This window comes from Enterobacter sp. E12, assembly GCF_014596715.2.
GTDB classification, from domain to species: Bacteria; Pseudomonadota; Gammaproteobacteria; order Enterobacterales; family Enterobacteriaceae; genus Enterobacter; species Enterobacter bugandensis.
On the sequence record NZ_CP115601.1, the window covers coordinates 2648443 to 2661808 of the forward strand.

Here is a 13366-nt window from a genome sequence, read left to right on the forward strand (position 1 = left end):
GACAGTTACTAAATAGTGGCATGCTATCGGCACTATCGCCTGTCAGATTTTGCTGAAGTAGTCAAAAAAGGTGCTTAACGTGCTGTTCGCACAAACGGCAGCAACTCGTCTATTTTCTTTTCGACGGCTAGCGAGCCCGCTGCGATGGCGGCCTCAGCCCGATGGAAATCAAGGGTAGAGATTTGCGGACAGTAAGGCTGAATAAGAATATCCGGAGGATCGCCAGCCATACGGTTACGTTTAAGGCGATTCTCAAGAACCTGAATTGAGGTGGTCATGATCTCCATGGCCGTCGGTGCGGCAACCGAGCGTCGTGCGGCCAGGCGACCAATTCTTCCGCGCAGGCGTTCATGCCAGGCAAGCTTTTCAACGTCGGCATCTTCGCTCTGCAGATTGACCGGCATAAGGTCTTGCTGCATCAGATGAGCGTCGTGCTGCAAATCAACGGCGATGACGATGTCCGCCCCCATGGCGCGCGTCAGAGAGATGGGAACCGGGTTCACGACGCCACCATCGACAAGCCAGTAACCGTTATGGGGCACGGGCGCCATAAGCCCAGGAATACTGCATGAAGCACGCACCGCAAGGTGAATATCCCCTTCGGTCAGCCAGAGTTCACGGCCTGTGCTGAGATTGGTTGCGACGGCGCCGAAAGGCATCCGGCAGTCAGTAAAGTCTTCGAGAGGCATCACCCGGCGGAACTGGTTAAAGACGCGTTCGCCGCGCAACAGCCCACCGCGCTGCCAGGAGAGATCCATCAGACGCAGCACGTCCCAATAGCTGAAGGAGCGCACCCAGGTTTCGAGATCCGGAAGCTTGCCGCACGCGTAGGCGGAGCCGACAAGCGATCCGATTGAACATCCTGCTACGATATCAACGTCAACGCCCATCTTGTTTAAGGCATTAATCACGCCGATATGAGACCATCCCCGGGCTGCACCTGATCCCAGCGCCAGTCCAATTTTAACCTTTCTCATTAGCCCTGTTTGACTTCCCCTGGATTCCTGACATAGCGTCAACGCAACTGCTCAGTTAACATAGTGCTACCCGAGGCGTTTTACGCCCTTATTTTTTGTTCCAGGAAGAGAATCGTGTCTCAACTCTGCCCCTGTGGTAGCGCTCTGGAGTATAGCCTATGTTGCCAGCGATATCTTTCTGGCAATCAGGTTGCACCGGATCCGTCACACCTCATGCGTTCACGGTATACTGCTTTTGTGATCAAAGACGCAGACTACCTGATAAAAACCTGGCACCCGTCCTGCCACGCCGCCGATTTCCGACAGGAGATCGAAGCCGGGTTCGCCAACACCCACTGGCTTGGGCTTACCGTGTTTGAATCTTCACCCGGTAGCCACCACGACGAAGGCTTTGTCAGCTTTGTTGCCCGTTTTACCGAGAACGCCAGGCCTGGCGCCATTATCGAGCGTTCCCGGTTCTTAAAGGAAAGCGGGCAGTGGTATTATATTGACGGTACGCGTCCACAGTTTGGTCGTAACGATACCTGCCCTTGTGGTTCAGGAAAAAAATTCAAAAAGTGTTGCGGGCAGTAACGCCTGACAACCCAGACTTCGCAAATACAAACAGGATTTCCCGGCGATGCAATCATTACAACGTAAAGTTCTGCGCACTATCTGTCCCGATCAAAAAGGGCTGATCGCACGAATTACCAATATTTGCTACAAGCATGAACTGAATATCGTGCAGAACAACGAGTTCGTTGACCACCGTACCGGCCGCTTCTTCATGCGTACCGAACTGGAAGGCATTTTCAACGACACCACCCTGCTGGCCGATCTGGACAGCGCGCTGCCGGACGGTTCCGTGCGTGAGCTGAATCCTGCGGGCCGTCGTCGCATTGTGATTCTGGTGACGAAAGAAGCTCACTGCCTGGGCGATCTGTTGATGAAGGCCAATTACGGTGGCCTGGACGTAGAAATTGCCGCTGTTATTGGCAACCACGAAACTCTGCGCACGCTGGTTGAGCGTTTTGATATTCCGTTTGAGCTGGTGAGCCATGAAGGCCATACCCGTGAAGAGCACGACAACCTAATGGCTGCTGCCATTGAAGTGCATAACCCGGACTACGTGGTGCTGGCGAAATATATGCGCGTGCTGACGCCTTCCTTCGTCGCCCGCTTCCCGAACAAGATTATCAACATTCACCACTCGTTCCTGCCGGCCTTTATTGGCGCGCGGCCTTATCACCAGGCGTACGAGCGCGGCGTGAAGATCATCGGCGCAACCGCGCACTACGTGAATGACAATCTGGACGAAGGTCCAATCATCATGCAGGACGTGATTCACGTGGATCACACCTACACCGCAGAAGATATGATGCGCGCCGGACGTGACGTTGAGAAGAACGTGTTGAGTCGTGCCCTGTATCAGGTGCTGGCGCAGCGTGTCTTTGTCTACGGTAACAGAACCATCATTCTTTAATCTTTCGGAAAATGAATTGATTAGCTTTGCGCCTTTACGGATAAAAAGCAGGCAAACAGCTTCTTTTCCCTAAAGGAATGCTTTACAGGGGCGTCTCATTTGATATGATGCGCCCCGCTTCCAGCAGGAAGCAGGCCAGTAAAAAAGCATTACCCCGTGGTGGGGTTCCCGAGCGGCCAAAGGGAGCAGACTGTAAATCTGCCGTCATCGACTTCGAAGGTTCGAATCCTTCCCCCACCACCATCTCTCAGCACGACCTCAAAATTTGAATTACCCCTGGTGGGGTTCCCGAGCGGCCAAAGGGAGCAGACTGTAAATCTGCCGTCATCGACTTCGAAGGTTCGAATCCTTCCCCCACCACCATCACTTTCAAATGACACTTAACATTCTGCTCGCACCGTGCATCATGTATTTCCGCAAGGGGAAGGATGAGAAGCTTCGACTAAGGTTCGATTCGAGCGCAGCGAGAAAGCGTTGCCGCAGGCAACGACCCGAAGGGCGAGGCGCAACGCGCCGAGTAATCCTTCCCCCACCACCATCACTTTCAAATGACACTTAACATTCTGCTCGCACCGTGCATCATGTATTTCCGCAAGGGGAAGGATGAGAAGCTTCGACTAAGGTTCGATTCGAGCGCAGCGAGAAAGCGTTGCCGCAGGCAACGACCCGAAGGGCGAGGCGCAACGCGCCGAGTAATCCTTCCCCCACCACCATCACTTTCAAATGACACTTAACATTCTGCTCGCACCGTGCATCATGTATTTCCGCAAGGGGAAGGATGAGAAGCTTCGACTAAGGTTCGATTCGAGCGCAGCGAGAAAGCGTTGCCGCAGGCAACGACCCGAAGGGCGAGGCGCAACGCGCCGAGTAATCCTTCCCCCACCACCATCACTTCAAAAAACCCGAACAAAATCGAACCGAGTCCGCCTTCGTAGGCCGGGTAAGGCGCAGCCGCCACCCGACGACAGACGACTACATTGGCGGCAAACGACGCTTCACCGGCGAACTTTTCACAATCGACGTATTACATTGGGCATGCTCCGCCAGCCCGTCCAGCAGCGCATCCAGTTGTTCTATCGATCGCACCACCAGCCTAATCACAAAGCAGTCTTCCCCGGTCACCTTGTCGCTCTCAATACACTCCGGCATCGCCTGTATGTATTTATCCACCTTATGCAACAGCCCCGGCAAAGGCCGCACCCGTACCAGCGCCTGCAGCGTATACCCCAGCGCCGCGAGATTCACACGTGCGCCATACCCCTGAATCACACCGCGCTCTTCCAGCCGCTTCAGACGCTCTGCCGTGCTGGGTGAGGTCAGGCCAATGCGGCCGCTGAGCACCTTCAACGACATGCGCGCATCCTCAACCAGGCAGGCTAAAATTTGCCGATCGATATCATCAATAAGGTATTCCACTCGTTTCACCTAATTTAAAAATGCAGTTAACACCTTCAACCTTATCTCATCCCTGTAAAACCCAACAGCGATTTCCGACAATAGCGTTATTAATCAGGAGGTGAATAATGCGTGATTTACATAAAGGCGTCTGGCAGATGAGTCTGGCGATGTTAATTTCCGGCTCTATCGGCGCGTTTGTTTTGCTCAGCGGTCTGCCGGTGACGGAAGTGGTGTTCTGGCGCTGCCTTATTGGGGCAATAGCGCTTTTCATTTTTATCCGGGTAAGTCAAAAGCCCTTTAGCCCCCTCACCCGCACCACGCTGCTGCTGGCGATTCTCGGCGGTGTGGCATTAGTGGTGAACTGGCTGCTGCTCTTCGCAGCCTATGAGCGGATCTCTATTGGTCTTTCGACCGTGGTCTATAACACCCAGCCGTTTATGCTGGTCCTGATGGGGATGTTTTTAGGCGAGCGCGTCAGCGTGGTGAAATGGGGCTGGCTGTTCCTCGCCTTCGGCGGCGTGGTGATACTGCTCTCCAGCGAGCTGACCGGCACCCACGACACTAAATGGCTGGCGGGTATTGGTCTGGCAATGGCCGCGGCCTTCTTCTACGCGCTGACGGCAATCATTGCGCGCAAACTGAAAACAATCGCACCGCAGCATATTGCCTTTATTCAGGTGCTGACGGGCGTCGTGATGCTTCTGCCGTTTGCCAGCCGGCCGTCATTTTCCGGTGATTTTCCCTGGCCGATCCTGCTGACGCTCGGCATCGTCCATACCGGCATTATGTATCAGCTGCTCTACAGCGCGATTCAGAAGCTACCTACCCCCATTACCGGCTCCCTGTCGTTTATCTATCCGGTGGTGGCGATCGTTGTCGATAACCTGGTGTTCGGACACTCGCTGAACCTGACGCAGCTGGCGGGCGGCGCGTTGATCCTGTTTGCTGCAGCGGGCAACAACCTGGGCTGGGGCGAAAAAAAACCCCGCGAATGCGGGGTTGGTGTCAAGACGCTGAATTAGCGACGGGCACGCACAATCTGGTATTTGCGCGTCAGGTACTCCACCGGCGCGCTCCAGATGTGCACCAGACGGGAGAACGGGAACAGCACAAACAGCGTCATCCCCAGCACAAGGTGAACGCGGAAGATAAACGCCACGCCGTCCAGGTGCTCAGACGCTCCGCCGTGGAAGGTCACGACGGACTGCGCCCACCCCACCAGCTTCATCATTTCACTGCCGTCCATATGCTGCGCAGAGAATGGAATAGTCAGCAGACCCAGCGCACACTGCACCATCAGCAGGGAGAGGATCAGGATGTCCGCTGCAGTGGTGGTTGCACGCACGCGCGGGCTGAACAGACGACGTTTCAGCAGCAGCAGGCCACCCACCAGGGTCATCACACCGCAGGCACCACCGGCGATCATCGCCATCTTCTGCTTCACTTCAATCGGCAGCCACGCTTCGTACATCCAGTGCGGCGTCAGCATCCCAAGGAAGTGACCGGCAAAAATCCCCAAAATACCGATGTGGAACAGGTTAGACGCGACGTGCATCCCTTTGCGGTCCAGCATCTGGCTGGAGGCAGCACGCCAGGTGTACTGGCCGTAGTCATAGCGCAGCCAGCTTCCCACCAGGAACACGGTGCCCGCGATATACGGGTAAATGTCAAAGAAGAACATATTCAGGAAGTGCATTAGTGCCGTCCTCCGTTAGAGATATTCAAATATTGCGGGGCAACCGCGCCGGCAAAACGACGCTGGTGAGCGGAGATTTCAGACTCGCCGCAGTTCTGGTCAGCAAAGAATTTCACCTGCTCTTCTTCCCAGACCGCATCCAGCGCTTGCGGGGTATCGTCCCGGGCTTCATCCGCGATTTTCTCCGCCACTTTTTCACTGTCTACAGAGGCGTTCGCCAGCTTCACCAGCAGATCGAACAGTACGGCATAGCGGCTCTCACGCTGCTGTAGACGCGCGCCGAGCAGCGCAAGAATCGGGGCGATATCCTGCAGACCGCCCAGCGCCTCTTCTTTCGGCAGCTGCGCCAGATACTCCAGGTACAGCGGCAGGTGGTCCGGCAGCTCGCGGCTGTCGAGCTGCAGGCCGTGCTGCTCGTACTGAGCCATCAGGTCCACCATCGCCTGACCGCGGTCGCGGGATTCCCCGTGAACGTGTTCAAACAGCAGTAGCGACGTCGCGCGCCCGCGGTCAAACAGCTGGCTGTAGTCCGCCTGCGCGTCGAGCAGATCGCGTGCCAGCAGATCGCGGAGGAAAACGCCAAGCCGCTGGGCATCCTCTTTATCCAGGTTTTCAGATGACGCGAGTGCATCAAAGAGTTCCTGTTGATGCTGCGCAAGCGCAGCATCCGGGTACTCGAGCAGACGCGAAACAATGATGAGTTCAATCATTGGTGCGGCTCCGTTTTGCTGGTCACATCCATGGCGTCGATGCGGCGGCTGTTGAACAGGTTGAATTTACTGTCTGACCCGTGGCAACCGTCGCCAAAGGTAAAGCCACACCCGCTTTTCTCCGGGAAGGCCTCGCGGGCCAGCTCGCGGTGGCTGCTTGGCACCACGAAACGATCTTCGTAGTTAGCGATTGCCAGATAGCGGTACATCTCCTGCGCCTGCGCTTCGGTCAGGCCGACCTCTTCCAGCGCGCGGGTATCGTTCACGCCGTCAACGGTTTCCGCACGTTTGAAGTGGCGCATCGCCAGCATACGTTTCAGCGCCAGCAGTACCGGCTGGGTATCACCGGCGGTCAGCAGGTTGGCCAGGTACTGAACCGGGATACGCAGGCTTTCCACGTCAGGCAGAATGCCGTTGCTGCCCAGCTCGCCCGCGTCAGCCGCAGACTGAATCGGAGACAGCGGCGGCACGTACCAGACCATCGGCAGGGTGCGGTATTCCGGGTGCAGCGGCAGGGCCAGCTTCCAGTCCATCGCCATTTTGTACACCGGAGACTGCTGCGCGGCGTCGATGACGCTCTGCGGAATGCCGTCTTTCAGCGCCTGCTCAATCACCTTCGGATCGTTCGGATCGAGGAATACGTCCAGTTGACGCTGATAGAGATCTTTCTCATTCTCGGTGCTTGCGGCATTCTCAATCGCGTCCGCGTCGTACAGCAGCACGCCGAGGTAACGAATACGACCTACGCAGCTCTCGGAGCAGACGGTCGGCATACCGGCTTCAATACGCGGGTAGCAGAAGATGCACTTCTCTGACTTACCGCTCTTCCAGTTGAAGTAGATTTTTTTGTACGGGCAGCCGGTGATGCACATGCGCCAGCCGCGGCACTTGTCCTGGTCGATCAGCACGATGCCGTCTTCTTCACGCTTGTAGATGGCACCGCTCGGGCAGGTCGCGACGCACGCCGGGTTCAGGCAGTGTTCGCACAGGCGCGGCAGATACATCATGAAGGTGTTTTCGAACTGGCCGTACATCGCCTTCTGCATGTTCTCGAAGTTCTGGTCTTTGGCGCGCTTTTCGAACTCGCCGCCCAGAATTTCTTCCCAGTTTGGACCGCTGGTAATTTTGTCCATGCGCTGACCAGTGATCAGCGAGCGAGGGCGGGCGATCGGCTGGTGTTTGCTTTCCGGCGCGTTGTGCAGGTTCTGGTAGTCGTAATCAAACGGCTCGTAATAGTCCTCAATGCCCGGCAGGTGCGGGTTAGCGAAGATTTTACCCAGCAACATTGCGCGGTTACCCATGCGCGGCTGCAGCTTGCCGTTGATTTTGCGGATCCAGCCGCCCTTCCACTTCTCCTGGTTTTCCCAGTCGGTCGGGAAGCCGGTGCCCGGCTTACTTTCCACGTTGTTGAACCAGGCGTACTCCATACCTTCGCGGCTGGTCCAGACGTTTTTACAGGTCACTGAACAGGTGTGGCAGCCGATGCACTTATCCAGATTCAGCACCATGCCGACTTGTGAACGAATTTTCATTTTACGCTCTCCTGTACCTGGTCATTACCTTCGCCGTCTAACCAGTTAATATTCTTCATCTTACGTACCACCACGAACTCATCGCGGTTCGATCCTACGGTGCCGTAGTAGTTAAAGCCGTAGGCCAGCTGCGCATAGCCACCGATCATGTGGGTCGGCTTCGGCGTAATACGGGTCACGGAGTTGTGAATACCGCCGCGCTGCTCGGTGATCTCTGAACCCGGCAGGTTCACGATACGTTCCTGCGCGTGGTACATCATGGTCATCCCGGCCGGTACGCGCTGGCTCACCACCGCACGCGCCGTCAGGGCGCCGTTGCTGTTGAACACTTCAATCCAGTCGTTATCTTCGATACCTAAGTCTTTGGCGTCCGCTTCGCTCATCCAGACAATCGGACCACCGCGCGACAGGGTCAGCATCAGCAGGTTGTCGCTGTAGGTGGAGTGGATACCCCACTTCTGGTGCGGCGTCAGGAAGTTCAGCGCCTTCTCAGGGTTACCGTTCGATTTCGCGCCCATAACTGCGGTTACGGAGCGGGTGTCGATTGGCGGACGGTACACCAGCAGGCTTTCACCGAAGTCGCGCATCCACTGGTGGTCCTGATACAGTGACTGACGACCGGAAAGCGTGCGCCATGGGATCAGCTCGTGAACGTTGGTATAACCAGCGTTATAGGACACATGCTCATCTTCCAGACCAGACCAGGTCGGGCTGGAGATAATCTTGCGCGGCTGGGCCTGGATATCGCGGAAGCGGATTTTCTCTTCCTCTTTATTCTTCGCCAGATGCGTGTGGTCGCGACCGGTAAATTCACTCAGGGCCGCCCACGCTTTCACCGCCACGTGGCCGTTGGTTTCCGGTGCCAGGGTCAGGATCATCTCCGCCGCATCAATTGCCGTGTTGAGCATTGGCTGGCCTTTGGCCGGGCCGTCTGCTTTGGTGTAATTGAGCTTGCGCAGCAGGTCCATTTCGCTCTGGGTGTTCCAGGCGATGCCTTTGCCGCCGTTACCGATTTTCTCCATCAGCGGGCCGATGGAGGTAAAGCGCTCGTAGGTTGCCGGGTAATCACGTTCAACCGGAATGATGTGCGGCGCGGTCACGCCCGGGATCAGGTCGCATTCGCCTTTTTTCCAGTCCTTCACGTCAAGCGGCTGCGCCAGTTCGGCAGCGGAGTCGTGCTGGATTGGCAGCGTCACCACGTCGGTCTCTTTGCCCAGGTGACCTACGCAGACTTCGGAGAATTTCTTCGCGATGTCTTTGTAGATATCCCAGTCGCTTTTCGATTCCCACGCCGGGTCAACGGCGGCAGACAGCGGATGAATAAACGGATGCATGTCCGAGGTATTCATGTCGTCTTTTTCGTACCAGGTGGCGGTTGGCAGCACGATATCGGAGTACAGGCAGGTGCTGGACAGACGGAAGTCCAGCGTCACCACCAGATCCAGCTTGCCGTCCAGACCGTTGTCTTTCCACTCCACTTCTTCTGGCTTCACGCCGCCCTGCTTGCCGAGGTCTTTACCCTGAATACCGTTCTCGGTGCCCAGCAGGTATTTCAGCATGTACTCGTGACCTTTACCGGACGAGCCCAGCAGGTTGGAACGCCAGATGAACAGGTTGCGCGGATGGTTTTTGCCGTTCTCAGGCTGTTCTGCCGCGAAGCGGATGGAGCCTTCCTTCAGGGATTTGACGGTGTAATCCACCGGTGACATGCCCGCTTGCTTCGCCTCTTGTGCAATGCGCAGCGGGTTAGTGCCCAGCTGCGGCGCAGACGGCAGCCAGCCCATGCGTTCAGCGCGCACGTTGAAATCAATCAGGTGGCCGCTGTAGCGGGATTTATCCGCCATCGGCGACAGCAGTTCCTGCGCAGTAACCGTCTCGTAGCGCCACTGGCTGGAGTGGTTATAGAAGTAGGAGGTGCTGTTCATGTGACGTGCCGGACGCTGCCAGTCAAGGGCAAACGCCAGCGGCTGCCAGCCGGTCTGCGGACGCAGTTTTTCCTGGCCCACGTAGTGCGCCCAGCCGCCGCCGCTCTGACCGACGCAGCCGCAGAAGATCAGCATGTTGATCAGGCCGCGATAGTTCATATCGAGGTGATACCAGTGGTTCAGACCGGCACCCACGATGATCATCGAGCGACCGTGGGTCTTGTCGGCGTTTTCAGCAAACTCGCGGGCGATACGAACGATCTGCGCGCGCGGTACGCCGGTGATCTGCTCCGCCCAGGCCGGGGTGTAGGCCTTCACGTCGTCATAGCTGGTTGCGCAGTTTTCGTCGTTCAGACCGCGCTCCAGGCCGTAGTTCGCCATGGTCAGGTCATAGACGGTGGTGACCAGCGCGGTAGAACCGTCGGCCAGCTGCAGGCGTTTAACCGGCAGCTTGTGCATCAGCACGTTTTTCAGTTCAACCTTGTTGAAGTGCTCGGAACCTTCACCGCCAAAGTACGGGAAGCCAACCTCGGCGATCTCGTCCTGGCTGCCCAACATGCTGAGGCGCAGCTCCGTCTCTTCACCGGTGGTGCTGTTGCGCTGCTCAAGGTTCCACTTGCCCTTCTCGCCCCAGCGGAAGCCGATAGAGCCGTTTGGCGCCACCAGCTCGCCGTTGCTGTTATAGGCAACGGTTTTCCACTCAGGGTTGTTTTCCTGGCCCAGCGCGTCCACCAGATCGGCGGCGCGCAGCGTGCGGCCCGCGGCATAGTAGCCCTCACGCTCTTCCAGCATCACCAGCATCGGCATGTCGGTGTAGCGACGCACGTAGTCGGTGAAATACTGGCTCGGTTTGTCGAGGTGGAATTCGCGCAGCATGACGTGGCCCATCGCCATCGCCATCGCGGCATCGGTACCCTGTTTCGGTGCCAGCCACAGGTCGCACAGCTTGGCGATTTCCGCGTAGTCCGGGGTGACCGCAACGGTTTTGGTCCCTTTGTAGCGGACTTCGGTAAAGAAGTGCGCGTCCGGGGTACGGGTCTGCGGCACGTTAGAGCCCCAGGCGATAATGTAACTGGAGTTGTACCAGTCGGCGGATTCCGGCACGTCGGTCTGCTCACCCCAGGTCTGCGGAGAGGCAGGCGGCAGGTCACAATACCAGTCGTAGAAGCTCAGGCAGGTCCCGCCGATAAGCGACAGGTAGCGCGCGCCGGAAGCGTAAGAGACCATCGACATCGCCGGGATTGGCGAGAAGCCCGCCACGCGGTCAGGACCGTAGGTTTTTACGGTATAGACGTTGGAGGCGGCAATCAGCTCGTTCACCTCTTTCCAGGAAGAACGAACGAAACCGCCGCGACCGCGCGCCTGCTTGAAGCTTTTCGCTTTGTCGGCATCTTCAATGATAGAGGCCCACGCATCTACCGGGTCGCTGTGCTGCACTTTCGCTTCACGCCACATTTTCATCAGGCGTTTGCGCATCAGCGGATATTTCAGACGGTTGGCGCTGTAGAGATACCAGGAGTAGCTGGCCCCGCGCGGGCAGCCGCGCGGTTCATGGTTCGGCATATCCGGACGGGTGCGCGGATAGTCGGTCTGCTGCATTTCCCATGTCACCAGACCGTTTTTAACGAAAATCTTCCAGCTACATGAGCCAGTGCAGTTTACGCCGTGGGTAGAACGGACGACTTTGTCATGCTGCCAGCGCTGGCGGTAACCGTCTTCCCAGTCCCGGTTGGTATCCAGAACCTGGCCGTGCCCATCGGCAAAAGTTTCACCCTTCTGTTTGAAGTAGCGAAACCGGTCCAAAAATTTGCTCATCGGGTATCTCCTGTATGGAGCCTGTGGCTCTCTAAATCGACATTGCTGATTTGCAGCGAAGGTAACGCCCTGAAAGAGGGGGAGAATTGATAACGATCAAGACGAAGAGGGACTGTAAAAGGAGGGGTTAGACCAAATACCACCAAAGCGGTATACTTTTAAAACGAATAAATAAATGATTTATAAAGATATTTATTATTCGTCGTACAATAACCCCGGCAAAATTTAACATCTCAGGTATTAAGGGGTAGACATACCTGCAAAGCGATGGCGATCACAGTGTTACCTGCAGATGACTGCGGTAAAAGCTTTCAGTATGTTGTAACTATTATTCGGTCGAAAAAAAACGCGGCCCGAAGGCCGCGTTAACGGATAATCACACTTACTTATTTTTCTTGGTATTACGGCCATATACCAGCCAGGTAATCACGACGCAGGCGATATAGAAGACGAGGAAGACTTTCATGGCGCCAGCCGGAGATCCGGTCAGGTCAAGCGAGATGCCGAACGCTTTCGGAATAAAGAAGCCGCCAATTGCGCCAATAGCCGAGATAAAGCCCAGGGCCGCAGCCGTATCCGTCGCCGCTTCACGCATGGCCTGCTCTTCGCTTCCGCCCTGCGCTTTCACGCGATCCATCGTCAGCTTGCGGAAGATAACGGAGATCATCTGGAAGGTAGAAGCACTCCCCAACCCGGCCGTCAGGAACAGCACCATAAACACGCCGAAGAAGGCAAAGAAGTTACCGCCCTGCCCGTCAGAAGGCAGCGTCAGGAACAGCAGCGCGCAGAAGACTGCCATCACAATAAAGTTCACCAGCGTAACGCGAGTCCCGCCCAGACGGTCGGAGATCATGCCGCCCAGCGAACGCGCCAGTGCGCCAATGAACGGACCGAAGAAGGCGAATTGCAGGATCTGCACGTCCGGGAACTGGGTTTTCGACAGCATAGCAAAGCCCGCTGAGAAGCCGATAAACGAACCGAAGGTAGCCAGATACAGCAGCGCCATCACCCAGAGGTGTCCACGCTTCAGCACCGGAAGCTGCTCGCTCAGGGATGCTTTCGACGCGCTCAGATCGTTCATAAAGAACCACGCAGCCAGGGTGAAGACCACCAGGAACGGAACCCAAATCCAGGCCGCGTTCTGCAGGTAGAGGGAAGAACCATCCGCCTGCTCAACGCCGCCGCCACCGAAGGCGGCAAAAATAGAAACAGAGATCGCCAGCGGCGCAATCAGCTGCATCACGCTTACGCCCATGTTGCCCAGACCGCCGTTAATACCCAGCGCGCCGCCCTGCTTCGCTTTCGGGAAGAAGAAGCTGATGTTCGCCATGCTGGAGGCGAAGTTAGCGCCGGCGAAACCGCACAGCAGGGAGATAATCACGAACACGCTGAACGGCGTGGAGGTATCCTGCACCGCGAAGCCTAGCCACACGCAAGGGACGATCATGATGCCAGTACTGAACGCCGTCCAGCGACGGCCACCGAATACCGGGACCATAAACGCGTAAGGGACACGCAGCAGCGCGCCAGACAGCGACGGCAATGCGGTAAGCATAAACAGCTGATCGGTCGTGAACGTAAACCCTACTTTCGGCAGGTTTACCGCGACCGCGCTAAACAACATCCATACGCAAAACGCTAAAAGCAGACACGGAACGGAAATCCACAGATTCCGGCTTGCTACACGATGGCCGCGCTGTTGCCAGAACGCCGGATCCTCTGGACGCCAGTCTGTAATAACGGCACCATTTTCCCTTTCGGGAGCGGATGAGTGACTCATAGACACCTCTGATTCTCGAATGATGCTGCAAACATTAGGGTTTTAGGGCGGCGGTAAGTTGATATAAATCA

Annotated in this window: 10 protein-coding genes, 2 tRNA genes and 3 other RNA genes; 8 read left to right on the forward strand and 7 right to left on the reverse strand. The window is 56.6% G+C overall.

Features of this window, described 5'->3' with window-relative positions; translation table 11 throughout:
• Window positions 1-74: 74 nt before the first annotated feature.
• On the reverse strand, window positions 75-977 hold the full coding sequence (gene rssA, locus IB212_RS12650; RefSeq protein WP_028013437.1) for a patatin-like phospholipase RssA: 903 nt from the start codon (window positions 975-977) through the stop codon (window positions 75-77).
• Between the two features lie 114 nt (window positions 978-1091).
• Between rssA and IB212_RS12655 the strand changes: the two genes are divergently transcribed.
• From IB212_RS12655 to IB212_RS12685, 7 genes are all read left to right on the forward strand, one after another.
• Complete coding sequence (locus IB212_RS12655; RefSeq protein ID WP_041909602.1) at window positions 1092-1550, forward strand: YchJ family protein; 459 nt, start codon at window positions 1092-1094, stop codon at window positions 1548-1550.
• Window positions 1551-1596: 46 nt separating this feature from the next.
• Window positions 1597-2439 carry a formyltetrahydrofolate deformylase gene (gene purU, locus IB212_RS12660; RefSeq protein WP_041909600.1) on the forward strand — a complete coding sequence of 281 codons (843 nt, stop codon included), beginning with the start codon at window positions 1597-1599 and terminating at the stop codon, window positions 2437-2439.
• A 158-nt stretch (window positions 2440-2597) separates the two neighbouring features.
• Window positions 2598-2682, forward strand: a tRNA-Tyr gene (locus IB212_RS12665).
• Window positions 2683-2717: 35 nt separating this feature from the next.
• Window positions 2718-2802: transfer RNA gene (locus tag IB212_RS12670), tRNA-Tyr, on the forward strand.
• Between the two features lie 44 nt (window positions 2803-2846).
• Window positions 2847-2977, forward strand: a non-coding RNA gene (locus IB212_RS12675) — RtT sRNA.
• 44 nt (window positions 2978-3021) lie between these two features.
• Window positions 3022-3152, forward strand: a non-coding RNA gene (locus tag IB212_RS12680) — RtT sRNA.
• Window positions 3153-3196: 44 nt separating this feature from the next.
• A non-coding RNA gene (locus IB212_RS12685) (RtT sRNA) lies at window positions 3197-3327 on the forward strand.
• Between the two features lie 84 nt (window positions 3328-3411).
• Here the strand turns inward: IB212_RS12685 and IB212_RS12690 are convergent.
• Window positions 3412-3855: an Lrp/AsnC family transcriptional regulator gene (locus tag IB212_RS12690; protein WP_041909598.1), complete on the reverse strand. Its 444-nt coding sequence runs from the start codon at window positions 3853-3855 to the stop codon at window positions 3412-3414.
• Between the two features lie 107 nt (window positions 3856-3962).
• Between IB212_RS12690 and IB212_RS12695 the strand changes: the two genes are divergently transcribed.
• Window positions 3963-4859: a DMT family transporter gene (locus IB212_RS12695; protein ID WP_188246023.1), complete on the forward strand. Its 897-nt coding sequence runs from the start codon at window positions 3963-3965 to the stop codon at window positions 4857-4859.
• Here the strand turns inward: IB212_RS12695 and narI are convergent.
• The 5 genes from narI to IB212_RS12720 all read right to left on the reverse strand — a co-directional run bounded on the left by narI (window position 4856) and on the right by IB212_RS12720 (window position 13295).
• Entirely contained in the window at window positions 4856-5533 is a 678-nt protein-coding gene (gene narI / locus IB212_RS12700) for a respiratory nitrate reductase subunit gamma (protein WP_021240339.1), read from the reverse strand. The two genes, IB212_RS12695 and narI, sit on opposite strands and share 4 nt — an antisense overlap.
• The gene (gene narJ / locus IB212_RS12705; protein WP_045630577.1) at window positions 5533-6243 is read right to left on the reverse strand and encodes a nitrate reductase molybdenum cofactor assembly chaperone; all 711 of its coding nucleotides are present in this window, start codon (window positions 6241-6243) and stop codon (window positions 5533-5535) included. The genes narI and narJ overlap by 1 nt, the downstream gene beginning before the upstream one ends.
• A complete protein-coding gene (narH, locus tag IB212_RS12710; RefSeq protein WP_028013444.1) occupies window positions 6240-7775 on the reverse strand; it encodes a nitrate reductase subunit beta in 1536 nt (511 codons plus the stop codon). Before narH ends, narJ begins: the two co-directional genes overlap by 4 nt.
• A complete protein-coding gene (locus IB212_RS12715; RefSeq protein WP_041909592.1) occupies window positions 7772-11515 on the reverse strand; it encodes a nitrate reductase subunit alpha in 3744 nt (1247 codons plus the stop codon). The genes narH and IB212_RS12715 overlap by 4 nt, the downstream gene beginning before the upstream one ends.
• Window positions 11516-11897: 382 nt before the next feature.
• The gene (locus tag IB212_RS12720; protein WP_047364940.1) at window positions 11898-13295 is read right to left on the reverse strand and encodes a NarK family nitrate/nitrite MFS transporter; all 1398 of its coding nucleotides are present in this window, start codon (window positions 13293-13295) and stop codon (window positions 11898-11900) included.
• Window positions 13296-13366: the final 71 nt, after the last annotated feature.

Coding starts and splice junctions, on each gene's coding strand:
- IB212_RS12720 (WP_047364940.1), bottom strand. CDS start 13,295: ATGAGTCACTCATCCGCTCCCGAAAGGGAAAATGGTGCCGTTATTACA.
- narH (WP_028013444.1), bottom strand. CDS start 7,775: ATGAAAATTCGTTCACAAGTCGGCATGGTGCTGAATCTGGATAAGTGC.
- narJ (WP_045630577.1), bottom strand. CDS start 6,243: ATGATTGAACTCATCATTGTTTCGCGTCTGCTCGAGTACCCGGATGCT.
- narI (WP_021240339.1), bottom strand. CDS start 5,533: ATGCACTTCCTGAATATGTTCTTCTTTGACATTTACCCGTATATCGCG.
- IB212_RS12695 (WP_188246023.1), top strand. CDS start 3,963: ATGCGTGATTTACATAAAGGCGTCTGGCAGATGAGTCTGGCGATGTTA.
- purU (WP_041909600.1), top strand. CDS start 1,597: ATGCAATCATTACAACGTAAAGTTCTGCGCACTATCTGTCCCGATCAA.
- IB212_RS12715 (WP_041909592.1), bottom strand. CDS start 11,515: ATGAGCAAATTTTTGGACCGGTTTCGCTACTTCAAACAGAAGGGTGAA.
- rssA (WP_028013437.1), bottom strand. CDS start 977: ATGAGAAAGGTTAAAATTGGACTGGCGCTGGGATCAGGTGCAGCCCGG.